Origin of the sequence: Vibrio kanaloae (genome assembly GCF_024347535.1) — a bacterium.
GTDB lineage: Bacteria > Pseudomonadota > Gammaproteobacteria > Enterobacterales > Vibrionaceae > Vibrio > Vibrio kanaloae.
This window is the reverse complement of record NZ_AP025497.1, coordinates 610,357-633,852: the sequence shown is the minus strand read 5'-3', so window position 1 is coordinate 633,852 and position 23,496 is coordinate 610,357. Positions and strand designations below refer to the sequence as shown.

Annotated in this window: 19 protein-coding genes and 2 tRNA genes; 4 read left to right on the top strand and 17 right to left on the bottom strand. The window is 43.9% G+C overall.

The window, feature by feature from the left end:
• Positions 1 to 70: 70 nt before the first annotated feature.
• The 14 genes from pnp to rlmE all read right to left on the bottom strand — a co-directional run bounded on the left by pnp (position 71) and on the right by rlmE (position 15,303).
• Positions 71 to 2,191, bottom strand: coding sequence for a polyribonucleotide nucleotidyltransferase (gene pnp, locus OCV24_RS03060; RefSeq protein WP_150878343.1), 2,121 nt, complete (start codon positions 2,189 to 2,191; stop codon positions 71 to 73).
• Between the two features lie 380 nt (positions 2,192 to 2,571).
• Complete coding sequence (rpsO, locus tag OCV24_RS03055) at positions 2,572 to 2,841, bottom strand: 30S ribosomal protein S15 (RefSeq protein WP_010436144.1); 270 nt, start codon at positions 2,839 to 2,841, stop codon at positions 2,572 to 2,574.
• A gap of 218 nt (positions 2,842 to 3,059) precedes the next feature.
• Positions 3,060 to 4,013 (bottom strand): tRNA pseudouridine(55) synthase TruB, encoded by a 954-nt coding sequence (truB, locus tag OCV24_RS03050; protein WP_146441849.1) that lies wholly within the window; start codon positions 4,011 to 4,013, stop codon positions 3,060 to 3,062.
• Positions 4,013 to 4,426: a 30S ribosome-binding factor RbfA gene (gene rbfA, locus OCV24_RS03045; protein WP_017056671.1), complete on the bottom strand. Its 414-nt coding sequence runs from the start codon at positions 4,424 to 4,426 to the stop codon at positions 4,013 to 4,015. The genes truB and rbfA overlap by 1 nt, the downstream gene beginning before the upstream one ends.
• A gap of 137 nt (positions 4,427 to 4,563) precedes the next feature.
• On the bottom strand, positions 4,564 to 7,254 hold the full coding sequence (gene infB, locus OCV24_RS03040) for a translation initiation factor IF-2 (protein ID WP_046223350.1): 2,691 nt from the start codon (positions 7,252 to 7,254) through the stop codon (positions 4,564 to 4,566).
• Positions 7,255 to 7,276: 22 nt separating this feature from the next.
• Positions 7,277 to 8,764 carry a transcription termination factor NusA gene (gene nusA, locus OCV24_RS03035; RefSeq protein WP_017056669.1) on the bottom strand — a complete coding sequence of 496 codons (1,488 nt, stop codon included), beginning with the start codon at positions 8,762 to 8,764 and terminating at the stop codon, positions 7,277 to 7,279.
• A 35-nt stretch (positions 8,765 to 8,799) separates the two neighbouring features.
• Positions 8,800 to 9,255, bottom strand: a complete 456-nt coding sequence (rimP, locus tag OCV24_RS03030) for a ribosome maturation factor RimP (protein ID WP_017056668.1) — start codon at positions 9,253 to 9,255, stop codon at positions 8,800 to 8,802.
• 235 nt (positions 9,256 to 9,490) lie between these two features.
• A tRNA-Met gene (locus tag OCV24_RS03025) sits at positions 9,491 to 9,567 on the bottom strand.
• A 53-nt stretch (positions 9,568 to 9,620) separates the two neighbouring features.
• A tRNA-Leu gene (locus tag OCV24_RS03020) sits at positions 9,621 to 9,705 on the bottom strand.
• A 16-nt stretch (positions 9,706 to 9,721) separates the two neighbouring features.
• Positions 9,722 to 10,054, bottom strand: a complete 333-nt coding sequence (gene secG, locus OCV24_RS03015) for a preprotein translocase subunit SecG (RefSeq protein ID WP_004734504.1) — start codon at positions 10,052 to 10,054, stop codon at positions 9,722 to 9,724.
• A 275-nt stretch (positions 10,055 to 10,329) separates the two neighbouring features.
• A complete protein-coding gene (glmM, locus tag OCV24_RS03010) occupies positions 10,330 to 11,670 on the bottom strand; it encodes a phosphoglucosamine mutase (RefSeq protein WP_150878345.1) in 1,341 nt (446 codons plus the stop codon).
• Between the two features lie 21 nt (positions 11,671 to 11,691).
• Positions 11,692 to 12,522 carry a dihydropteroate synthase gene (gene folP, locus OCV24_RS03005; protein ID WP_046223349.1) on the bottom strand — a complete coding sequence of 277 codons (831 nt, stop codon included), beginning with the start codon at positions 12,520 to 12,522 and terminating at the stop codon, positions 11,692 to 11,694.
• Positions 12,523 to 12,610: 88 nt separating this feature from the next.
• Complete coding sequence (ftsH, locus tag OCV24_RS03000) at positions 12,611 to 14,566, bottom strand: ATP-dependent zinc metalloprotease FtsH (protein ID WP_046223348.1); 1,956 nt, start codon at positions 14,564 to 14,566, stop codon at positions 12,611 to 12,613.
• Positions 14,567 to 14,673: 107 nt separating this feature from the next.
• Complete coding sequence (gene rlmE, locus OCV24_RS02995; protein WP_017056664.1) at positions 14,674 to 15,303, bottom strand: 23S rRNA (uridine(2552)-2'-O)-methyltransferase RlmE; 630 nt, start codon at positions 15,301 to 15,303, stop codon at positions 14,674 to 14,676.
• A gap of 114 nt (positions 15,304 to 15,417) precedes the next feature.
• On the opposite strand from rlmE, the gene yhbY reads away from it, so the two are divergent.
• Entirely contained in the window at positions 15,418 to 15,714 is a 297-nt protein-coding gene (gene yhbY / locus OCV24_RS02990) for a ribosome assembly RNA-binding protein YhbY (protein ID WP_004734509.1), read from the top strand.
• A 126-nt stretch (positions 15,715 to 15,840) separates the two neighbouring features.
• Here yhbY and greA read toward each other — a convergent pair whose 3' ends face one another.
• Positions 15,841 to 16,314, bottom strand: a complete 474-nt coding sequence (gene greA / locus OCV24_RS02985) for a transcription elongation factor GreA (RefSeq protein ID WP_017056663.1) — start codon at positions 16,312 to 16,314, stop codon at positions 15,841 to 15,843.
• Between the two features lie 515 nt (positions 16,315 to 16,829).
• Between greA and OCV24_RS02980 the strand changes: the two genes are divergently transcribed.
• Together OCV24_RS02980 and dacB are read left to right on the top strand one after the other, a co-directional pair.
• On the top strand, positions 16,830 to 17,834 hold the full coding sequence (locus OCV24_RS02980) for a porin (RefSeq protein WP_136978882.1): 1,005 nt from the start codon (positions 16,830 to 16,832) through the stop codon (positions 17,832 to 17,834).
• A 212-nt stretch (positions 17,835 to 18,046) separates the two neighbouring features.
• Positions 18,047 to 19,465, top strand: a complete 1,419-nt coding sequence (gene dacB, locus OCV24_RS02975; RefSeq protein WP_150878347.1) for a serine-type D-Ala-D-Ala carboxypeptidase — start codon at positions 18,047 to 18,049, stop codon at positions 19,463 to 19,465.
• Positions 19,466 to 19,590: 125 nt separating this feature from the next.
• Here dacB and OCV24_RS02970 read toward each other — a convergent pair whose 3' ends face one another.
• Positions 19,591 to 20,436, bottom strand: a complete 846-nt coding sequence (locus OCV24_RS02970) for a magnesium transporter (RefSeq protein ID WP_102507366.1) — start codon at positions 20,434 to 20,436, stop codon at positions 19,591 to 19,593.
• Positions 20,437 to 20,838: 402 nt separating this feature from the next.
• Positions 20,839 to 22,026 (bottom strand): tyrosine--tRNA ligase, encoded by a 1,188-nt coding sequence (gene tyrS / locus OCV24_RS02965; protein ID WP_046223344.1) that lies wholly within the window; start codon positions 22,024 to 22,026, stop codon positions 20,839 to 20,841.
• A 129-nt stretch (positions 22,027 to 22,155) separates the two neighbouring features.
• Between tyrS and OCV24_RS02960 the strand changes: the two genes are divergently transcribed.
• Positions 22,156 to 23,445, top strand: coding sequence for a peptidoglycan DD-metalloendopeptidase family protein (locus OCV24_RS02960; RefSeq protein ID WP_146441859.1), 1,290 nt, complete (start codon positions 22,156 to 22,158; stop codon positions 23,443 to 23,445).
• Positions 23,446 to 23,496 lie beyond the last annotated feature (51 nt).

Sequence of the window (23,496 nt, the reverse complement as noted above, 5' to 3'; positions counted from 1 at the left end):
TTATAACATGCTTTGTTGACGATAGGTTAGAAATCACTAAAAAGCGATATCACCATCGACACACTGAGAATTACTCAGCAGCAGGTGCTTCGCCTTCAGCTGGCGTTTCAACTGCTTCTTTCATGCTTAGACGTACACGGCCTTGACGGTCAATTTCAAGAACCTTAACAGGCACTTCTTGACCTTCAGTTAGGTAATCAGACACTTTCTCAACGCGCTTGTCAGCGATTTGAGAGATGTGTACTAGACCATCTTTACCTGGAAGGATAGTAACGAATGCACCGAAGTCAGCTAGACGAGCAACTTTACCTTGGTAAATGCGGCCAACTTCAACTTCAGCTGTGATCTCTTCGATACGACGGATAGCTTCTGTAGCAGCTGCGCCTTCAGTAGCAGCAATCTTGATTGTGCCATCGTCTTCGATTTCGATTGTAGTACCCGTTTCTTCACAAAGAGCACGGATAACTGCGCCGCCTTTACCGATAACATCTTTGATCTTATCAGAGCTGATTTTCATTGTGTGGATACGTGGAGCGAATTCAGAGATATCTTCACGAGCACCAGAGATAGCTTCATCCATTACAGAAAGGATGTGCTTACGTGCACCTTGCGCTTGGTTAAGTGCAATTTGCATGATCTCTTTAGTGATACCTTCGATCTTGATGTCCATTTGAAGTGCAGTGATACCAGCGTTAGTACCTGCTACTTTAAAGTCCATGTCACCTAGGTGATCTTCGTCGCCAAGGATGTCAGAAAGAACAACGAAATCGTCGCCTTCTTTAACAAGACCCATTGCGATACCCGCAACAGAAGCTTTGATTGGAACACCAGCATCCATAAGCGCTAGAGATGTACCACATACAGAAGCCATTGAAGAAGAACCGTTAGATTCTGTGATTTCCGATACAACACGAACTGTGTATGGGAATTCTTCAACAGAAGGCATTACTGCTTGGATACCACGTTTAGCAAGCTTACCGTGACCAATTTCACGACGCTTAGGAGAACCAACGAAACCAGTTTCACCTACACAGTATGGAGGGAAGTTGTAGTGTAGAAGGAAGTTGTCTTTCTTCTCACCCATTAGGCTGTCGATGATTTGAGCATCACGTTGTGTGCCAAGCGTTGCAGTAACAAGTGCTTGAGTTTCACCACGAGTGAATAGAGAAGAACCGTGTGTACGTGGAAGAACACCAGTACGTACGTCTAGCGCACGAACCATGTCTTTTTCACGGCCATCGATACGTGGGTTGCCAGCGATGATGCGGCTACGTACTACGTTTTTCTCTAGAGAACCAAGCATGCCGCGGATTTCGCGCTCATCTAGGTTTTCGTCTTGTGCAATTAGAGCTTCAACAACGTCGTTCTTGATTGCGCCAACTTGCTCGTAACGCGCCATTTTTTCAGTGATCTGGTACGCGTCGGATAGACGAGTTTCAGCAAGTTCAGCAACTTGAGCTTTAAGCTCAGTGTTAACTGCTGGTGCTTCCCAGTTCCAAGCTGGAGTTGCGACTTCAGCAGCAAACTCGTTGATTGCTTTGATTACAACTTGTTGTTGGTCGTGACCGTAAACAACAGCTGAAAGCATTTCTTCTTCAGATAGGTTATCTGCTTCAGATTCAACCATAAGTACTGCGCCTTCTGTACCAGACACAACTAGGTCTAGTTTAGAGTTTTCAAGCTCAGTATTTGATGGGTTAAGAACAAGTTCGCCGTCGATGTGACCAACACGTGCAGCACCGATAGGACCATTGAATGGAGCACCAGAGATAGCAAGTGCAGCAGACGTTGCGATCATAGTGATCATGTCTGGGTTTACGTCAGGGTTGATAGAAACAACCGTAGCGATAACTTGAACTTCGTTTTTAAACGCACTTGGGAAAAGTGGACGAATTGGACGGTCAATCAGACGAGCTGTTAGTGTTTCGCCTTCAGATGGACGACCTTCACGCTTGAAGAAACCACCAGGGATTTTACCCGCAGCGTATGTACGCTCTTGGTAGTTTACTGTTAGTGGGAAGAAGTCTTGACCTGCAACTGCTTCTTTCTTAGCAACAACAGAAACGAATACTGATGTATCGTCCATAGTCGCCATTACAGCAGCAGTAGCTTGACGTGCCATTACGCCCGTCTCTAGAGTAACGGTGTGGTTACCGTACTGGAACGATTTTACAACTGGTTTTTCAAACATTGTATATCCTTAGCTCTAAAGTCATAACTTTAGATTAAGTGAATAATGACTCAAGATATTACCAATCGCGACTAGTGAAAAGGGACTTAGGATGGTGGCTCTTTGTATGTGTTCATACGCCGAATTAAGACCAAATCCGCCTTTGAATAGTCGCGACCTATTGGCCGACATCTGTGACTGTAATCTCTTGAGAGGGTTGATTGCCAAACGTTGAAAACGCTTTAGCCGGGCGTAGTATAAACTATTTTTATTAGGAGATATATTTCCTATCAGAAAAAGCCAGATGATATTCTGAGCATCTGGCCAAACATTTTCTTACAGACACAAAAAAAGGAGCACAAATGCTCCTTTTCTTCAAACTGTCTTCGCAGACATCGCTATTAGCGACGTAGGCCTAGACGCTTGATTAGGTCTTGGTAACGAGCAAGGTTTTTGCCTTTCAAGTAATCAAGAAGCTTACGACGGCTAGAAACCATACGTAGTAGACCACGACGGCTGTGGTGATCGTGTTTGTGTGCTTTGAAGTGACCTTGTAGGTGGTTGATAGAAGCAGTAAGTAGTGCTACTTGTACTTCTGGTGAACCTGTGTCGCCTTCAGATTGTGCGTATTCTGCAACGATTGCTGCTTTAGTTTCTGCATTCAGAGACATAAATCTCTCCTGATAAGAGTAAGTTTATATTTGTAGCAGCCAATCTCTGATTCAGCCGCTACGCGAGCCGAGGATTATAGGGAAGTTTACGTGTTGGTGCAATAACAATCGAACTGATGAAAAACGAAAAAAGCGAACCATTAAAATTAAGGGCTCGCTTTCTATATTATTGATTCGCTTTTCCAGGCTAAGCGCCAATACCTAACTAGGTTTCAGCGTTATGCTTGTGGCTCTTCATCTCTGAAAACAACCAAACGCTTCGGGGCAACTCGGCCATCTTCAGCAATTTGAGCAACGCCAACAAACAGCTTCTCTTCACCGCTTGTCATGCGAACGGTACCTTCAGCAGGAGCGCCTGCGACTTGAACGGGCATACCGTGCTGAACAAGATCAGTCAGTTCCGCATTCAGGTTAACTTCAGGTAAGTCTTCTACAGCCGTGTCCATTGGCATTAGCAATGGATCAAGCAACTCTTTAGGTGCAATCTCTTGCGCTTGTGCTTGCTCTAGGATCTCGTTTAACTGCTCCAAAGTCACCATACGCTCATAGGGGTACTTTGCTACACCAGTGCGACGAAGCATGGTCACGTGAGCACCACAACCTAACATTTCACCAAGATCGTCGGTAATTGTGCGAATGTAAGTACCTTTCGAACAATGTACTTCCATTTCAACTTCATCACCTTCAAAGCGAAGCAGTTCAATAGAGTAAACCGTGATCTTACGAGACTCTCGAGGCACTTCAATGCCTGCGCGAGCATATTCGTACAAAGGCTTACCTTGATACTTCAATGCTGAGAACATTGATGGGATTTGGGCAGTTTCACCTTTGAAGCTTGCAATGCAACGCTCAAGCTGCTCTTGACTCACATTCACTTCACGCGTTTCAACTACTTCACCATCAGAATCTGAGGTGTTGGTGCGCTCACCAAGCTTGGCTATCACTACGTAGCGCTTGTCAGAATCTAGCAGAAACTGAGAAAACTTCGTTGCTTCGCCAAGACAAATTGGCAGCATACCAGTCGCAAGAGGATCCAGAGCACCGGTGTGCCCTGCTTTCTCTGCAAAGTAAATACGTTTTACTTTTTGCAGTGCATCATTAGATGAAATACCTGTCGGCTTATCTAACAGAATTACCCCGTTAATTGGGCGACCTTTACGACGGCGAGCCATTACTCTTCGTCCTTAGACTGAGTTTCGTCAGTACGACCAGCTTCTTCTTGCTTACGCTTGTCGTCACTTAGTACTTCACTCACTAAGTTAGACATGCGCATGCCTTCAACCAAAGTGTTGTCGTAAGTAAAGCGAACTTCAGGTGTTAAGCGGTGACGAATACGTTTACCTAGCATCATACGTACTGGTACTTCGTGCTCTTTAAGCGCAGCTAAACAAGATTCAGGTGTCTGCTCACCGATACATAGGAAAGTCACGAATACCTTTGCGTAAGCAAGGTCACGAGACACTTCTACGTCTGAAATCGTTACCATACCGATACGTGAGTCACGAACTTCACGTTGTAGGATAAGAGCAAGTTCTTTTTGAAGCTGCTGGGACACACGTTGTGTGCGGCTAAATTCTTTTGACATTTTCTTTTCTCACTTAGAAAGATGGGGGGCTTGGTAATTACCAGCCCCCCATGGTGTATTCAACAACCGATTACTTATTACCTTTACTAGTAGTAATGTTAGTAACCTTAGTCAATATGTCGAGTCGTACAGACTGATTAGTCTAGAGTACGTTTAACCTCAACGATTTCGAATACTTCGATCTGGTCACCAACGCGAACGTCGTTGTAGTTCTTAACGCCGACACCACACTCGTAACCATTCTTAACTTCTTGAACGTCATCTTTAAAGCGACGAAGTGACTCTAGTTCACCTTCGTAGATAACAACGTTTTCACGAAGTACACGGATTGGGTTGCTACGCTTAATCGTACCTTCAGTAACGATACAACCAGCGATTGCGCCAAGTTTAGGCGACTTAAATACGTCACGAACTTGTGCAAGACCAATGATCTCTTGACGGAATTCAGGAGCAAGCATACCGCCCATCGCCTGTTTAACTTCGTCAATCAGTTGGTAAATGATTGAGTAGTAACGTAGATCTAGGTTTTCATTCTGAACCGTGTTACGCGCAGTTGCGTCAGCACGAACGTTGAAACCAAGGATGATAGCGTTAGAAGCTGCTGCAAGCGTTGCATCAGTTTCAGTAATACCACCAACACCAGAACCTACGATGTTCACTTTAACTTCGTCAGTTGACAATTTCAGTAGAGAGTCGGCAATCGCTTCTACAGAACCTTGAACGTCAGCTTTAAGTACAACGTTAAGCTCAGCTACTTCGCCAGCCGTCATGTTCGCGAACATGTTCTCTAGTTTCGCTTTTTGTTGGCGAGCTAGTTTAACATCACGGAATTTACCTTGACGGTAGTTCGCAACTTCACGTGCTTTACGCTCATCACGTACAACAGTCGCTTCGTCACCTGATGCAGGTACGCCAGAAAGACCTAGAATTTCTACAGGGATAGATGGACCTGCAGTTTCGATGTCTCTGCCGTTCTCATCGCGCATTGCACGAACACGGCCGTACTCTTGACCACAAAGAACGATGTCGCCTTTGTTTAGAGTACCAGACTGTACTAATACTGTTGCAACTGGACCGCGGCCTTTATCAAGACGGGATTCAACAACAACACCTGAAGCCATGCCTTCTTTAACCGCAGTAAGCTCAAGAACTTCAGACTGAAGAAGAATTGCTTCTAGAAGACCATCGATATTTGTGCCCTGTTTTGCAGAGATGTGAACGAAGATATTCTCGCCGCCCCACTCTTCAGGGATAACGTCGTATTGAGCCAGCTCATTCTTAACGTTGTCTGGGTTTGCACCCTCCTTATCGATCTTGTTCACAGCAATAATCAGAGGAACACCTGCCGCTTTCGCGTGCTGTATTGCTTCGATTGTTTGTGGCATTACGCCATCGTCTGCTGCAACAACAAGTACAACGATATCTGTCGCTTGAGCACCACGAGCACGCATAGCAGTAAACGCCGCGTGTCCAGGAGTATCAAGGAACGTAATCATACCATTGTCAGTATCCACGTGGTAAGCACCAATGTGCTGTGTGATACCGCCAGCTTCGCCAGAAGCAACGTGTGCTTTACGAATGTAATCCAGTGTTGAAGTTTTACCGTGGTCAACGTGACCCATGATAGTTACAACAGGAGCACGACCTTCTGCGATAGCATCGCTATCACGGTCAGCTAGTACTGCTTCTTCTAATTCATTTTCTTTACGAAGGATAACCTTGTGGCCCATCTCTTCAGCAACAAGCTGCGCTGTTTCTTGGTCAATCACTTGGTTGATAGTCGCCATAGCGCCCATCTTCATCATCACTTTGATAACTTCAGTTGCTTTAACTGACATTTTGCTTGCCAGTTCAGAAACAACGATAGTCTCGCCGATAGCAACGTCAGATTTAGCAACAGTTGCTGATTTATCGAAGCCTTGCTGCATTGAAGTTGGTTTAGCAAGTCTACCTTTACCACCACGACCACGTTGGTTACGACCACCACGGTTATTACCTGGCTGGTTAGCCGGAGCCGCTTTCTTCTTACGACGACGAGGAGCTTTCTCCTCTTTTTTATCTGCTGCATCTTCGGCTTCACGAGCGTAAGTAGAAGTCGTCAAATGGTAATCCGCAGATTTCTCTTGCTCTTTCTTCTTCTTCTCTTCTTCAGACCAGCGTTCTTGGTTTTCTTCAGCTAACTTACGAGCTTCTTCAACAAGCTTAGCTGCTTCAGCTTCTGCTTTACGAGTTGCTTCTTGCTCTTGACGAGCTTTAAGTTCATCCGCTTCTTTTTTCGCTTGTGCGTTAGCGTCTGCATTTTTTGAATTCATGTCTTTTTTAGCCTTTTCAGCTTGTGCGCGTTGAGCCTTCTCTTCAGCATCACGTTTTGCATCCGCTTCACGTTTAACTTTTTCTTCGGCTTCGCGCTGTGCTTTCTCTGCAGCATCACGTTTCGCTTGCTCTTCAGCATCGCGTTGTGCTTTCTCTTCCGCTTCACGATTAGCTACTTCCTCAGCTTCACGTTTCGCTTCATCTTCAATAGTGCTGCGTTTCACGTAAGTACGCTTTTTACGTACCTCGACTTGAACATCCTTACTCTTACCGCCTCCAGCGGCAACACTTAGCGTGCTGCGGGTCTTGCGTTGAAGAGTTAAACGAGTCGGTTCTGTTTCGCCAGAAGTATCGCCGTGCTCCTTTTTAAGGTGCGTTAGCAATGTTTGCTTCTCTGAATCAGTCACTTGATCCGACCCTGCTTTCTTCATGCCTGCATCAGCAAGTTGTTCAATTAAGCGGTCAACTGGCGTACCAATCTCTTCACTCAGTGCTTTAACTGTTAATTGTGTCATACCGCTTTCTCTCCTTGCTGAATTATTCTTCGTCGCCGAACCAACAGATGTTACGCGCAGCCATAATTAGCTCGCCTGCACGCTCTGCAGTTAGGTCTTCGATGCCTTCTAGTTCATCAACGCCTTGGTCAGCTAGGTCTTCCAATGTCGCAACGCCTTTTGCTGCTAGCTTATAAGCCATTTCACGCTCAAGACCTTCAAGTGCAAGTAAATCTTCAGCTGGCTCAACACCGTCGAAAGTTTCTTCTTGCGCTAGCGCTAGAGTAGTCAGTGCGTCTTTTGCGCGGTTACGTAGTTCTTCAACAATGCCTTCGTCTAGACCATCTACTTCAAGAAGCTCGTTCACAGGAACGTATGCTACTTCTTCAAGCGTAGAGAAGCCCTCTTCAACAAGCATTTGAGCAAAGTCTTCTTCAATATCTAGATGCTTCATGAAGTTTTCAATAGAAGCAACTGCTTCTTCTTGGTGCTTCTTCTGAAGATCTTCGACAGTCATGACGTTCAGTTCCCAACCAGTTAGTTGAGATGCTAGACGTACGTTTTGACCACTACGACCGATAGCTTGCGCTAGATTGTCAGCTTCAACCGCGATGTCCATTGAATGTGTATCTTCATCTACGATAATAGAAGCAACATCAGCAGGAGCCATAGCGTTGATTACGAATTGTGCCGGGTTATCGTCCCAAAGCACGATATCGATACGTTCACCGCCAAGATCGTTAGAAACAGCTTGTACACGTGCCCCACGCATACCAACACACGCACCAACAGGGTCAATACGTTTGTCGTTTGTTTTCACAGCGATTTTAGCACGAGAACCAGCGTCACGTGCAGCACCTTTAAGTTCAATTAGCTCTTCACCAATCTCAGGTACTTCAACACGGAATAGTTCAGCTAGCATTTCTGGCTTCGAACGAGTAACGAAAAGCTGGAAGCCGCGAGCTTCTGGTTTCACTGCGTATAGAAGACCACGAACACGATCACCTGGACGGAAGTTTTCACGAGGAAGTTGGTCATCACGAAGGATTACCGCTTCTGCGTTATTACCAAGGTCTAGAATAATGGTATCACGGTTAACTTTCTTAACTGCGCCAGTTACTAGCTCGCCTTCGTTATCAATAAACTGTTCAACAATTTGAGCACGCTCAGCTTCACGTACTTTTTGTACGATAACTTGCTTAGCTGTTTGAGTCGTAATACGGTCAAACGTTACTGATTCGATATCATCTTCGATGAAACCGCCAAGTTCGATCTCTGGATCATCGTACTTTGCAGCTTCAATAGAGATTTCTTTTGTTGGAAACTCAACTTCCTCAACAGCTTCCCAACGGCGGAAAGTTTCGAAATCACCCGTTTTACGGTCAATCTCAACACGAACTTCAATTTCTAGTTCGCTTTTCTTTTTTGTTGCCGTAGCAAGCGCGATTTCAAGCGCTTCAAAAATACGCTCACGAGGAACTGCTTTCTCATTAGAAACAGCTTCTACTACCGCCAAAATTTCTTTGTTCATTAATCTAGCCTCTTAAGCTCTTCTCTCTAGGAGAACTAAAATTTAGGGATCAGGTTAGCTTTCGCAATATTGCTAAGGACGAATTCTTCTTCTTGTCCTTCTACCAATACTTTCACTGTCTCGCCTTCGATAGATTGGATATTACCTTTCCATTTACGACGGTTGCCGACAGCCATTTTTAAAACGATGCTTACCTCGTGACCAATAAATTGTTGGTAATGCTCTGCTTTGAACAATGGTCTTTCTAAACCTGGTGAAGACACTTCAAGGTTATAAGCCACTGAAATTGGATCTTCAACGTCCATTACGGCACTGACTTGGTGACTAACTTCAGCACAATCATCTACATTAATACCGTTTGGTGAATCGATGTAAATACGTAGCGTTGAGTGCTCACCAGCACGAATAAATTCTAATCCAACTAACTCATAACCTGATGCTGCTACTGGAGCGTCAAGCATTTCAGTAAGTTGTCTTTCTAAACCAGTCATTTAACCACTCCAGAAACAAAAAAAGGGCTCAAAGCCCAATTTAAATTCCAAGCAAATATTATCTAAACGCATTTTAAAAATGCTTAGATAACAAAAAACCCCGTATAAGCCGGGGTTTTTATTGCTGGACCCTTATATGCTAAGAGTTATCATATTAGATATTCACTTAGCTCACAGTGAGGTTCACACTGTGCAAACTTGCCACCAACACATGCTACATTATAGCATTGAAAATTGGTTGCGGGAGCCGGATTTGAACCGACGACCTTCGGGTTATGAGCCCGACGAGCTACCAAACTGCTCCATCCCGCGTCCGACTTGTGAGCATTATACGCCCAACAAGATGTTTTACAAGTTTGTAAACATGGTGCCGAGAGAGGGACTCGAACCCTCACACCCTAAGGCACTAGCACCTCATGCTAGCGTGTCTACCAATTTCACCATCTCGGCATCAAATCTTTACAGATTATTGTGGAATTTCGTCGCCTTGCGTCGGAACTTCACTCACTGCATCTTCAGCTTGTTGAATTACCTGACCTTGGGTCGGGTCAATCCACTGAGACTCAGTTTTATGTGTAGACATATTACCAAGTACTAAGCTAAGGATAAAAAATGTAGTTGCAAAAACTGCAGTCATTCGGGTAAGGAAATTTCCTGAGCCACCAGCACCAAACACAGTGTTTGAAGCGCCAGCACCGAAAGAGGCTCCCATATCTGCGCCTTTACCTTGTTGAATCAACACTAGGCCAATTACACCAAGCGCTGCCAACAGGTAAATCACAAGTAGAACTGTAAACATTTTTCCACCTATGTTCCTAATTGTTGAGCCAGCGCCGTTCAAAAAATACTTTCATGAACAAGGCTAGCGGCCTCCTAACTGAAGGCCGAGCAATACTAGCGAATGCAGCGTGGCCTGACAAGAGGATTTTTCCAAAAAATAAGTCTTTACCAAGTGAGTGGTCAAAAAAAGGCCAAAAGCGACACTAAACACACTCAGCTCCCTTTAGCCCCTATATAACTCAACCATTTCTAATAACAGGGAACACTCAGTACGCCTGTTAAAGTTAAGGCTGATTAGCAGTTAGCTTTTACTGCATCAGCAATCTTCAGTGCAGATGATTGAACAAGTTCAGCGTCTTCACCCTCGACCATCACGCGCAGTAAAGGCTCTGTGCCAGACTTACGAAGTAGTACACGACCTTTCTCACCAAGTTCAGCTTCCACTTCAACCACAGCCGCCTTAACCGCTTCTGCTTCTAGTGGGTTTGAGTCTCCGCTGAAGCGAACATTTTCGAGAACTTGAGGGTATAAAGTCATACCTTGAGAAAGTTCATTCAATGTCATATTACTGTCCACGACTGATGCTAGTACTTGCAGGGCAGCAACAATAGCATCACCCGTAGTTACTTTATCCAACAAGATAACGTGACCAGAGTTTTCAGCACCGATTTTCCAACCTTTAGCCAGAAGCTGCTCCATTACATAACGGTCACCGACAGCGGCACGTACAAATGGAATACCTAGCTGCTTAAGGCCGTTTTCCATACCAAGGTTGGTCATTAATGTACCAACAACGCCCCCCTTCAGCTCACCACGACGCAATGCATCACGAGCAATGATGTAAGCGATTTGGTCGCCATCTACCTTGTTACCGAGTTCATCAACCATAATGATGCGGTCGCCGTCACCATCAAAACCAAGCCCTAAAGCCGCTCTCTCTTCAAGTACTTTAGCTTGCAGCGCTCTAACATCTGTTGCGCCTACTTCGTGATTGATGTTGGTACCGTTAGGCTCAACACCTATCGCAATCACTTCAGCACCAAGCTCTCTGAATACAGCAGGAGCAATATGGTAGGTCGCGCCATGTGCACAATCGACAACGATCTTCATTCCAGCAAGCGTCATCTGATTTGGAAATGTACTCTTACAAAATTCAATGTAACGACCAGCCGCATCGTTTAGACGTACTGCTTTACCCAGCTCAGAAGAATCAACACACTCAATGTCTTTATCTAGTTCTGCTTCAATGGCCAATTCAATATCATCAGGCAACTTTGTACCTTCCGAAGAGAAAAATTTAATGCCATTATCGTAATATGGGTTATGTGACGCAGAGATAACTATCCCAGCTTCCGCACGGAATGTTTGTGTTAGGTAAGCAACAGCCGGGGTCGGCATAGGGCCTGTAAAGGTCGCCTGAAGACCAGCTGCAGCAAGGCCTGCCTCTAAAGCTGATTCAAGCATGTAGCCAGAAATACGAGTATCTTTACCAATGATTACTTTCTTTGTACCCTGTTTCGCAAGAACACGTCCCGCAGCCCAGCCAAGCTTCAGAACAAAATCAGGGGTAATCGGGTATTGGCCTACCTTGCCACGCACACCATCTGTTCCGAAGTAACGTCTTTTATCTGACATGTGGATTTTCCTTAATTATTATTAGTGATTGTTATTCATCACTTCGATTATCTTCATCGCTTCTAACGTGTCTTCAACATCGTGAACGCGAATAATTTGAGCCCCTTTCATTGCTGCGATAGTCGCGCAAGTGACACTAGCGACCATGCAATCTGCTGGGGCTTTGTCTAGTAGCTTAAAGATCATCGATTTTCTCGACATCCCCGCTAAGACTGGCAACCCAAGCGTGTGAAATTTTTCAAGGTGCGCTAATAGGTGGTAATTATGCTCAATGGTTTTACCAAAACCAAAACCAGGATCCAGAATCAGCTGCTCTTTTGATATACCAACAGCCTCACAAGCCTCTACCCTTTCTTTTAAGAACGCTTCCACATCCGTTAGGACATCATCGTAATTTGGGTTGGCTTGCATGGTTCTTGGCTGACCTTTCATGTGCATCAGGCAAACTGGCACATTAGCATCGGCGGCAACTTGTAAAGCTCCGGGGTCTTGCAATGCGCGCACATCATTGATCAAATCAGCCCCCGCTTCAACAGCCTCGCGCATCACTTCCGGTTTACTGGTATCAATAGAGATCCAAACATCAAATTTAGCGCGAATTGCTTTAATTGTAGGAATCACCCGGGAAAGCTCTTCTTCTAGGGAAACGTCAGGTGCTCCTGGGCGAGTCGATTCACCACCAATATCAATAATGCTCACGCCAGCTTGAATCATTCGTTCTGCTTGCAGTAAGGCATTATCTAATGAATTGAATTTCCCACCATCAGAGAAAGAATCAGGGGTGATATTGAGGATGCCCATTACATGTGGGCGGTCTAAAACAAGAGTTTTATTGTTTGCTTTTAATATCATGAAATGCAGCTCTTAAAAAGTAAAACACTTAAGGCTATAAACAGAAAAACCCTGAGCATAGTCAGGGTTTTAATTTATAGATTAGTGATTAAGAATCTTTGTTTTGAGCATCATCTGATTCAGACTTAACTTCTTCAACTTTCGACTCTTCAGCTGTTGCTTCTTCTGATTTCGCTTCAGGTTTAGCTTCTTCCTTTGCAGGTTCTGCTTTCGCCTGATCACCCCAACCAGCAGGCTCACGAATGTCGTCTTTACGTTCCATCAAGTCATCAATCTGACCAGCATCAATCGTTTCAAACTTCATTAGCGCATCTTTCATCGAGTGCATGATATCCATGTTCTCTTCAAGAATTTGCTTCGCACGAGCATAGTTACGGTCGATTAGGATACGAATCTCTTCATCGATCAGCTTAGTAGTATCGTCAGAAACATGTTTCGCTTGGCTCATACCGCGACCTAGGAAAACTTCGCCTTCTTCTTCAGCATATAGAAGAGGGCCCAGTTTTTCAGAGAAGCCCCACTGCGTAACCATCTTACGAGCAATATCAGTTGCACGTTCGATATCGTTAGACGCACCAGTCGAAACTTTGTCTTTACCATAGATAAGTTCTTCAGCAAGACGACCACCGTACAAACTAGAGATCATTGACTCTAGATGTTGGCGAGACATGCTTATGCGATCTTGCTCGGGGAGGTACATAGTTACACCAAGCGCACGACCACGTGGAATGATTGACACCTTGTACACAGGATCGTGTTCAGGCACCAAACGACCAACAATTGCGTGACCCGCTTCATGGTAAGCCGTTGACTCTTTCACTTCTTCAGACATAACCATCGAACGGCGCTCGGCACCCATCATGATTTTGTCTTTCGCAAGTTCAAACTCAACCATAGATACATTACGCTTGTTACCACGAGCAGCAAATAGCGCCGCTTCGTTAACAAGGTTCGCTAGATCTGCACCAGAGAAACCTGGAGTACCACGAGCAATCAGAGATGGTTCAACATCACCTGATAATGGAACTTTACGCATGTGTACTTTAAGAATCTGTTCACGACCACGTACATCAGGTAGACCAACCACAACTTGACGGTCAAAACGACCCGGACGAAGTAATGCTGGGTCAAGTACGTCTGGACGGTTAGTCGCAGCAATAACAATAATACCCTCGTTACCCTCGAAGCCATCCATCTCAACCAGCATTTGGTTCAGCGTTTGTTCACGTTCATCATGACCACCACCAACACCAGCTCCACGTTGACGACCTACGGCATCGATTTCATCGATAAAGATGATACATGGTGCAGCCTTCTTCGCTTGTTCAAACATGTCACGTACACGAGATGCACCAACACCAACGAACATTTCTACGAAGTCAGAACCTGAAATAGTAAAGAAAGGTACTTTCGCTTCACCTGCAATCGCTTTTGCAAGCAATGTCTTACCAGTACCAGGAGGACCAACCAACAGAATACCTGTCGGGATCTTACCGCCTAGTTTTTGGAAACGACTAGGGTCACGAAGGTAGTCAACAAGTTCTTTAACGTCTTCTTTTGCTTCGTCACAACCTGCAACATCAGCAAACATCGTTTTAATTTGTTCTTCGCTCATCATACGAGCTTTGCTCTTACCGAAAGACATCGCGCCTTTACCGCCGCCACCGCCTTGCATTTGACGCATGAAGAAAATCCATACACCAATCAGTAAGATCATTGGGAACCATGAGATGAAGATAGTGCCAAGCAGGCTCTGCTCTTCAGGTGGTGTACCCTGAACTTTTACGTTTTGATTAATTAAGTCATCAAGTAGCTTTTGATCATAAACAGGCATGTAAGTTACATACTTAGCACCACCGCCACGACGTGTGAAAGTGATTTCGCTGTTATTGAACTGTGCGTCTTGAATCTGGCCTTGGCCAACTTCCTGTACAAACGTGGTGTAATCTACTGATCTGCCGTTACTTTCCCCAGGGCCAAAGCTCTGGAATACCGACATCAACACTACAGCGATAACAAGCCACAGAATTAAATTTTTTGCCATGTCACTCAAGGTGTCAGCCTCTCGATAACTAATTGTAATTAAAGGTAGGGTACTACAGTTTGTAACCTGTAGCCATATTGTTAACTCTAACTCTTAGAAGAGAATCGTTAACCTTTGTAACCAGTGGCTACGATAAACACTTCACGAGATCGAGCTCGAGAAGAGTCGGGTTTTCTAACTTTGACTGTTTTAAACATCTCACGGACGTCCTTAACATATTGATCAAACCCTTCGCCTTGGAATACTTTTACAACAAAACTACCATTGGTAGCTAGAACTTGTCGACACATATCCAAAGCTAATTCAACTAAATACATAGCTCGTGGCTGATCCACAGAATTATTACCTGCTATATTAGGCGCCATATCTGACATCACTACGTCGACCATGTTTGGCTGTATACGTTCCAGTAGAGCTTCTAGCACAACATCTTCGCGGAAATCGCCTTGTAAGAAACTAACCCCAGCAATAGGGTCCATTGGCAATAAGTCACACGCAATGATTTGTCCGCTGTCTCCCGCAATCTTAGCAGCATATTGAGACCAACCGCCAGGTGCGGCCCCCAAATCCACAATAGTCATCCCTGGAGACATCAATTTATCTTTCGTCTGAATCTCTTCCATTTTGAAATAAGCACGCGAGCGATAACCTTTTTTTCTTGCTTCGTTTGCGTACTTGTCGTCGAAGTGCTCCTTCAACCAACGGCCTGAACTAGCCGAATGTTTCTGTTTACTCATTGGATACCTAAATTAGAGGAAAGTACTAATTACTGAATAAATTATAGTCTTCAGCTTTAGATGGCGTTAAAATAGGTTTTTTCAACCCTAATAGTAAAGAAAATTGGCCGCGTAATGAACCTAAGTACCAAACAAAAGCAGCATCTAAAGGGCCTAGCTCACAGTTTAAAACCTGTTGTGTTAATGGGCGCAAATGGACTTACTGAAGCTGTTCTAGCGGAAATCGAATTAGCTCTAGACCACCACGAACTGATCAAAATTAAAGTTGCATCAGAAGACCGTGAGACTAAGCAACTGATTATCGACGCCATTGTACGTGAATCTAAAGCTGAGAAAGTACAGACTATCGGTAAGGTTCTAGTACTGTTCCGTCAGTCAGAAGCACGTAAAATCGAGATTCCACGTAAATAAGTTAGCGATATAATAAGCTAGCATCACAAAGAAAGATCTACTGCTCTTATCTTTTAGTGTAGCGTGAGAAACGAAAAAGGTCGCATTAAGCGACCTTTTTACTTATCAGAAACAAAGAAAATTCAATTAGATATATTCTACTTTGTCGATTTCGAAGTCTTTGTCACCTCCAGGGGTGGAGATTATTACTTCGTCGCCTTCCATTTTACCGATAAGGCCACGAGCAATTGGCGATTTCACAGAAATGCGACCCGTTTTGATGTCTGCTTCGTCTTCTGAAACGATTTGGTAGCGGAACTCATCATCTGTATCCACATCGATAAGCGTCACTGTCGTACCAAAGATAATCTTGCCCGTATTATCCATTTGCGTTACATCGATGATCTGAGCCAGCGATAGCTTGTATTCAATATCACGGATTTGAGCTTCACAAATACCCTGCTCTTCACGAGCCGCGTGATATTCAGCATTCTCTTTTAGGTCACCTAGTTCACGTGCTTCACCAATAGCTGCTGAGATAACAGGGCGTAGCTTAAGTAGGCGATCTAATTCGTCACGTAGCTGCTGAGCGCCACGTACTGTCATTGGAACCTTTTCCATTTTTTACCTCTATGCCAAAGCTTTCTTTGGCCAACATAAATCCACCCAACGTATTTACTGGGTGGTAGAAACAAAACGATATGGCTTAGTGTAAACAAACTTGATAGCTAAATCATCTTTATTCAACTTTGCATTATAAAAGCTTTATCTAAGTCTAAATTACAGGCATCACAAAAATCAATACTAATCTCCCGACCAACAAATCGGAGATAAAATACCTAAAAATAACAAAAACAAACCAAATAAACATAGATCACACTTCAACTAAAATTATTTTAAAACAACAGTTTAAATAACAAAAAAACCAATAAAACAGCGTTCAGTATTTTTATTGATATCATTTTACTAACGAAGCATTGAACTTTAAGGGTAAAAAGAACCCCATGAATTGCTCTAGCAAGTTTTGCACTTTTGCTCTAAGCATGATTATGAAGCTTGATTAATACGAGTAATACACAAAAAGGATTCAAATCCTTGATAAATACCTTTATGGACAGTAATTAGGAATTAATAACATGAATAACAAGACTCTGATCGCTCTAGCAGTAGCAGCAACAGTATCAGCCGGCGCAAATGCAGCAAACGTATACAGCCAAGATGGCACAGAACTAAACGTTGGTGGTCGCGCGGAATTCCGTGGTGATTTCATTGGTAACGGCGGAGAAGAAATTGAAGGCACAATGGCTAACAACAGCCGTTTCCGTCTTAACGTTGGTGGTACTACAGAAATCAATGAATCACTAAGCGGCTTTGGTTTTTACGAAGCAGAGCAAACAGTAAACTCTTCTAGCGACAATGATGCGAATTCTGACTTCAAACAGCGTTACATGTTCGCAGGTCTTCAAGGTAACTTCGGCGCAGTATCATTCGGTCGTCAAGATACAGCGGCAGTACAAATCTCTCAAATGTCTGACGTAACGACATTTACTGGTGCTCAAAAAGAATTCATCAGCGCTGGTAACGAGCAAATCAACAACACAATCCTTTACACTGGTAACTTTGTTGATGCTCTAACAGTAAAAGCAAGTTTAGTTGCGGGTGAAGAAAAAGATACTGACGCTTACGGTGTTTCTGGTATCTACACTCTACCAATGGGTCTAGGCTTCGGTCTTGGTTACTCTGCTGGAGACAATGGCGAAGGCAACGGTTCTGGCGACGCTATCATCGCAGGTGTAAACTACACTCTTGATTCTCTATACTTGGCGGGTACATACACTACTGGCGAAGCAGACGATAAAGACAAATCAGATTTCAACGGTATGGAATTCTCTGCAGTATACGGCTTTGGTAACGGCTTCTCTTTAATGGGTGCTTACCAAAAAACGGATCTTAAAGTTAATGGTACTAAAGAAGATCAAAGCGATTTCTTCGAAGTTACTGGTGACTACCGCTTCAACAAAAACATTAACGCTTATGTTGCTTACCAATTAAATAACCTAGATAGCCAATACTCTCAGATTGCTGGCAAGAAAATCGAAGGCGAAGATACTCTACGTCTAGGTCTAAAATACGCATTCTAATGTGTTAACAAACACTCTGTTTGTTATATAAAAACCAAAGGTCTAGCAAAAATGCTAGACTTTTTTTATACCTCACCAAATTCACCACCTTTAAAGCACGCAGCCAAAGTAATTCCACCTTTACATTGAAATTTCACCCACATACGTGACCTTTGAGCCTCACTACGATAACTTAGCAATAGTTTTAGAACGGTTCTCATATTGGAATAAAAATGACTAGGTTTTATATACTTATCGTATCCTTACTATCGTGCTCTGCACTTGCCTACGCTCCTTTAAGTAAACTGCCCGCTGGCAGTAGCACAAGTTTAATCTTAGGATCTCTAAGTGGCGATTTAAATGAAATGGATATCGACAGTGGTGGCTTTTATCCACCAGCTAGCACTTTAAAACTGGTCACGGCTTTGGCGGCTAAATTAGAATTAGGGGATGACTTTCACTATACGACTAGCATTGCTCGTTCTAGTAAGGATGCAGTGATCTCATTTGGCGGAGACCCAACGCTACAGCGAGACGATCTAAAAAGCCTTTTAGCTCAATACGCTAAATCTCAATCCGGAACCATCACGGGCAACTTATACCTAGATAACTCGGCTTTTACGGGCTATCAACGAGCGGTTGGTTGGCCTTGGGACATTCTAGGCGTTTGTTACAGCGCGCCTTCTAGTGCAATGACGTTAGACAGCAACTGCGCACAAGCCTCTATTTATACGAAAGATAACGGTACCACACGAGTATATATCCCAGCTCATTATCCGATAGGCGTGACAACCACCGCAGCCACCGTAACTCGCTCAGGGCAGAAGGCCACACAATGCGACTTAGAGCTCATTACTACTCCAAACAATACTTACAAGCTTTCTGGTTGCTTGGTTGAACGTAAGAAGCCATTACCACTCAAGTTCGCGATTCAAAACCCAGAACTTTACACCTATCAAGTCGTCACTTCGCTTCTTAAAGAGCTGAAAATCCAAGTTAAAGGCGACGTAGTTATTGGTAAAAAAGCTAAAGTAAACAAAACCATATTAGTCGCGAGTCACCGTTCTGAAAAACTTCCAGAACTGCTCGATACCATGCTGAAGAAATCAGACAACCTCATCGCAGACAACCTAACCAAAACGCTTGGTGCAACGTTTTATGTCCAGCCCGGTAGCTTTAATAATGGTACTGAAGCAATAAAACAGATATTGCAGACCAAGGCCAACATTGACCTAAGCAAAGCGCAGTTGGTCGATGGTTCAGGGTTATCGAGGAATAATCGCATGACCTCACAAACCATGGCTCAGGTTCTGCGTTACATCTGGGATAATGACCAACAGCTCAACCTGATTGAGGCTATGCCTACATCGGGCACTGATGGAACGCTCAAATACCGTCAAAGCATGAGAAAAGCACCTACCCAAGGCAACATCATTGCCAAGAGTGGATCTCTATACGGCAGTTACAACATGGCGGGATACGGATTAGATCAGGCGGGAAAACCAAACTCTCTGTTTGTGCAGTTTGTCCGTGATTACTTCCCTGAAGAACAGAATCCAGACAAACCAGTAGAAGCGCCGATCACTCAGTTTGAACGTGCTTTCTACAAAGATGTGGTCGAGTTCAGTCAAACACAAAGCAAATCTAAGTAATGCGTAGTTCTGTGTAAGCATCTACTTAAACAATAAAAATGGCGCTGAAGACCTTCAATCTTCAGCGCCATTTTTGTTTCTCAGATGTATTTAACTATTTTTATAAGTGCCTATTTTTATAAGAGCTAAGCGATTCCTAGGAATGAGTTCACGACAGTGAAGTAGATCCACATTCCTGAGATATCAACTATCGAAGCAAGCACCGGACTCACTAACACCGCTGGATCAAGCTTAAACAACCTTGCTACGATCGGTAACCCAGCACCTAATACTGTTGATATCGTCACCTGAATAAATAGCGCCATCGCAATCGCAAAAGCAATCATATTGATGTCGTACTCCCCTGTTGACTGGTTATCACTAAACAATAAGATACGACCGATCATCACCACAGCTATAGCAAAAGCTAAGCAAATGGCGACTCTAAACTCCTTCCATAAAACTTGAGCCCATTGGCGTTTTTTCAACTCGCCGGTGGCTAAGGCTCTGATCACCAGAGTCGCGGCTTGTGTTCCGGTGTTACCACCAGCTGCGGCAATTACCGGCATGTAGATAGCCAAAAGTACCAACTGACTAAGAATGTCCTCATATTGAGCAATGATAAGTCCAGAGACGATTCCCAATAGTGCTAACGCAATAATCCAGCCGATACGCTGCCTAACGTGGCTCATGACTCCAGTAGAAAGGTAGCCCTGCTGAGGCTCCACCTCTGAATAAATCAGCCCTAGTTGGTGAGCTAGATGTCGAGAGCGCTTCTCAAAGCCTTGCTCCTCTAACCCACTCAGTAAGGCCTGAACCGCACTGAGAGAACATTGCCCAAGTACTAACACCGCATCCTCAAGTGGCATACGGTTCAAAAGGTTAATTTGTTGCTCACGTCCGTATTGCTGAAATGCATTAGATACAGCTCGGATGTCTTGCTCTGAATACAGAGCTTCAATAGATAAAAAAGTGTTGTTCATTACCGTCATGACGAATCTCCCGATTGGCAAAGGTAACGACCATCAAAACAAATAGCCTACACTAGTACACAAAAAGCATACCGCTAGGCGCACCAAGAGCTTAACGCACAGATGTGTCTATTTGTTAGAATCTAGAGTGTGGAAAAGAATGAGAGGGGAAAACAAAGATACCCTACCGGAACGGCAGGACAATAGATCAATACCGAGTCAGGTTATTCTTCTCCATTCAAACTAGGAGGATGGTCGGTATTGTTCATAAAAATCTCCAGAATTACTGCCAATTTGACAGCGCGCGCAGTGTAGCAGCTCACGTTCAAAAACTTTGTCAAATTTCGGTCAATAGTTCTTATTTTGAGGGGAATAAAAAAGGCATCCATAGATGCCTTTTCGATAAATCATCGAGCCTTAATATTACTTGATAGTAATACGAGCAAATTTACGCTTACCAACTTGGTAAACGGCGGTACCTGCTTCCGGTACAAATTTGCTGTCTTCAATCTTTTCGCCTTCAAGCTTAGCTGCGCCTTGCTTAATCATACGCATCGCATCAGAAGTCGAGTTTACTAGACCCGCTTCTTTTAGAACGTTAGCAATGGGTAGGCCTGCTTCGAATTCGAATTCAGGCATATCATCTGGTACTTGGTTCTTCGCAAAACGATTAACGAATTCTTGTTCAGCCGCTTCTGCGTCCGCTTCACTGTGGAAACGAGCAATGATCTCTTTAGCTAAAAGAACTTTCACGTCACGCGGGTTTTTACCTGCATCAACGCCAGCTTTTAGTTCCGCAACGTCTTCAAGTGGACGGAAAGATAGTAGCTCGTAGTAGCTCCACATTAGATCGTCAGAGATCGACATGATCTTACCGAACATCTCGCTTGGTGCTTCGCTGATACCAATGTAATTGTGCGCAGACTTAGACATCTTCTTAACACCGTCTAGACCAACCAACAGTGGCATCATCAATACTGTTTGTGGTTTTTGACCTGCCGCTTTTTGCAGTTCACGACCCATTAGAAGGTTAAACTTTTGGTCAGTACCGCCAAGTTCAACATCACTCTCTAGTGCAACAGAGTCGTGACCTTGTAGAAGTGGGTACATGAATTCGTGGATTGCGATCGGTTGACTACCAGCATAACGCTTTTTAAAGTCATCACGCTCAAGCATACGAGCAACGGTTTGGTTAGAAGCAAGACGAATCATACCTTCAGCACCAAGCTCAGATAACCACTCAGAGTTGAAACGAATTTGTGTTTTCGCAGGATCTAGAATCTTGAATACTTGCTCTTTGTAAGTTTCAGCATTCTTCAATACGTCTTCACGGCTTAGCGGTGGACGAGTGGAGTTCTTACCTGATGGGTCACCAACCATTGCAGTAAAATCACCAATAAGGAATGTCACTTCATGACCAAGCTCTTGGAAAGCACGAAGCTTGTTAAAGATAACCGTATGGCCTAAGTGGATATCTGGAGCAGTTGGATCGGCACCCAGCTTAATGCGTAAAGGACGACCTTCTTTTAACTTCGCTATCAGTTCGTCTTCTGGAATTAGTTCTTCTACGCCACGTTTGATCTCGGCTAGTGCAGCTTCAATACTCGCCATTCTTGTTCACTCCCACAGATTTGGCAAAAATATAATAATTAGACATCTTACTTGAATAGCGATGTATTTTGAAACCAGTTACACTATTCCATCGTCGATTTTCATCATATTTACAAAACGAACCGGAACATGTTATCAATTTTTGCACGTCTTCCTATTTTGCACCGGGCTTTTATCGCATTTTTTAGTGCTGTAATTTTCGTCGCGATTTTCTTACTCCCTGATGTCAACAGCTTACGTGACGACACTGGCGCTTTAGTCGTGGGAAAACATTACCCACTAGCTATCAATGCATCTATTCTTACCAATTCAAGTGACACACTACCAACATCAGTACTCAATTGGGAAAAATATACCGTTCGCTCTGGCGAAAGCACCTCTGTTTTATTCGAACGCATCGGCCTCTCATACCGCTTACTGATCACTCTACTTAATACCAATAATGATATTAAAAATCAGCTATCTAACCTAAGACCCGGCGATGTTTTGCAATTTGGTTTTGATGAAAATAACAACCTTATTCAGCTAAAACGACAGCTTAGTGCATTTGAAAACTTTAAAATCACCAAGTCTGGTGATTCCTTTTCCTCAAGTTTTGACAAAAAAGAAATTGCCTACCAATACAATTATGCCGAAGCCAACATTACGTCGAATTTCTGGAATGCAGGCGTGAGCGCAGGGCTAACCGCAAATCAAATGATGGAGCTAGCGGGGATCTTCGGTTGGGATATCGATTTTGCTCTGGATATTCGCAAGAACGATAGCTTCAAGATTTTATACCAAGAGAAAGTCGTTGAAGGCGAAGTGATTGGTCGCGGCAAGATTATCGCTGCAGTTTTCAGAAACCAAGGTGATTCATTTACCGCGATATTAGATGATAAAAGCGGCAACTACTTCGACGAAAATGGTCGTGCAATGAAAAAAGCTTTCCTACGTTCACCAATTGATTTCCGTCGTGTGACATCTAACTTTAATCCACGTAGAAAACACCCTGTGACAGGTAAGGTCCGCGCACACCGAGGTACAGATTACGCGGCGCCAGTAGGCACACCCATCTGGGCTGCTGGTGACGGTATTGTTCAAAAATCAGGTTACAACCAATTTAATGGTAACTACGTTTTCATCCGCCACAGCAATACCTATATTACTAAGTATCTGCACATGAAGCGACGTATGGTAAAAACAGGTCAGCGAGTGAAACAAGGCCAAACTATCGGTACTCTTGGTGGTACCGGTCGCGTGACTGGCCCACACTTACACTATGAATTCTTGGTCAACGGCATACATAAGAATGCACGGACGGTGAAACTGCCTCAATCAAAATCGTTGACCGGCAAAACGAAAACGACCTTCATTGCTAATTCAGGGCTCCGACTACAAAACCTTGAGCGATATGGTCAGTTGCTTGCGACCAATTAGATCGTTTACAGGTTTCAGCAACTTCACCGTAAAATAACCATATGAGAAGAG

Excerpts from the sequence above, each read along its gene's own strand:
- pnp (WP_150878343.1), bottom strand. The coding sequence starts at position 2,191 with ATGTTTGAAAAACCAGTTGTAAAATCGTTCCAGTACGGTAACCACACC.
- rpsO (WP_010436144.1), bottom strand. The coding sequence starts at position 2,841 with ATGTCTCTGAATGCAGAAACTAAAGCAGCAATCGTTGCAGAATACGCA.
- truB (WP_146441849.1), bottom strand. The coding sequence starts at position 4,013 with ATGGCTCGCCGTCGTAAAGGTCGCCCAATTAACGGGGTAATTCTGTTA.
- rbfA (WP_017056671.1), bottom strand. The coding sequence starts at position 4,426 with ATGTCAAAAGAATTTAGCCGCACACAACGTGTGTCCCAGCAGCTTCAA.
- infB (WP_046223350.1), bottom strand. The coding sequence starts at position 7,254 with ATGACACAATTAACAGTTAAAGCACTGAGTGAAGAGATTGGTACGCCA.
- nusA (WP_017056669.1), bottom strand. The coding sequence starts at position 8,764 with ATGAACAAAGAAATTTTGGCGGTAGTAGAAGCTGTTTCTAATGAGAAA.
- rimP (WP_017056668.1), bottom strand. The coding sequence starts at position 9,255 with ATGACTGGTTTAGAAAGACAACTTACTGAAATGCTTGACGCTCCAGTA.
- secG (WP_004734504.1), bottom strand. The coding sequence starts at position 10,054 with ATGTTTACAGTTCTACTTGTGATTTACCTGTTGGCAGCGCTTGGTGTA.
- glmM (WP_150878345.1), bottom strand. The coding sequence starts at position 11,670 with ATGTCAGATAAAAGACGTTACTTCGGAACAGATGGTGTGCGTGGCAAG.
- folP (WP_046223349.1), bottom strand. The coding sequence starts at position 12,522 with ATGATATTAAAAGCAAACAATAAAACTCTTGTTTTAGACCGCCCACAT.
- ftsH (WP_046223348.1), bottom strand. The coding sequence starts at position 14,566 with ATGGCAAAAAATTTAATTCTGTGGCTTGTTATCGCTGTAGTGTTGATG.
- rlmE (WP_017056664.1), bottom strand. The coding sequence starts at position 15,303 with ATGAGTAAACAGAAACATTCGGCTAGTTCAGGCCGTTGGTTGAAGGAG.
- yhbY (WP_004734509.1), top strand. The coding sequence starts at position 15,418 with ATGAACCTAAGTACCAAACAAAAGCAGCATCTAAAGGGCCTAGCTCAC.
- greA (WP_017056663.1), bottom strand. The coding sequence starts at position 16,314 with ATGGAAAAGGTTCCAATGACAGTACGTGGCGCTCAGCAGCTACGTGAC.
- OCV24_RS02980 (WP_136978882.1), top strand. The coding sequence starts at position 16,830 with ATGAATAACAAGACTCTGATCGCTCTAGCAGTAGCAGCAACAGTATCA.
- dacB (WP_150878347.1), top strand. The coding sequence starts at position 18,047 with ATGACTAGGTTTTATATACTTATCGTATCCTTACTATCGTGCTCTGCA.
- OCV24_RS02970 (WP_102507366.1), bottom strand. The coding sequence starts at position 20,436 with ATGACGGTAATGAACAACACTTTTTTATCTATTGAAGCTCTGTATTCA.
- tyrS (WP_046223344.1), bottom strand. The coding sequence starts at position 22,026 with ATGGCGAGTATTGAAGCTGCACTAGCCGAGATCAAACGTGGCGTAGAA.
- OCV24_RS02960 (WP_146441859.1), top strand. The coding sequence starts at position 22,156 with ATGTTATCAATTTTTGCACGTCTTCCTATTTTGCACCGGGCTTTTATC.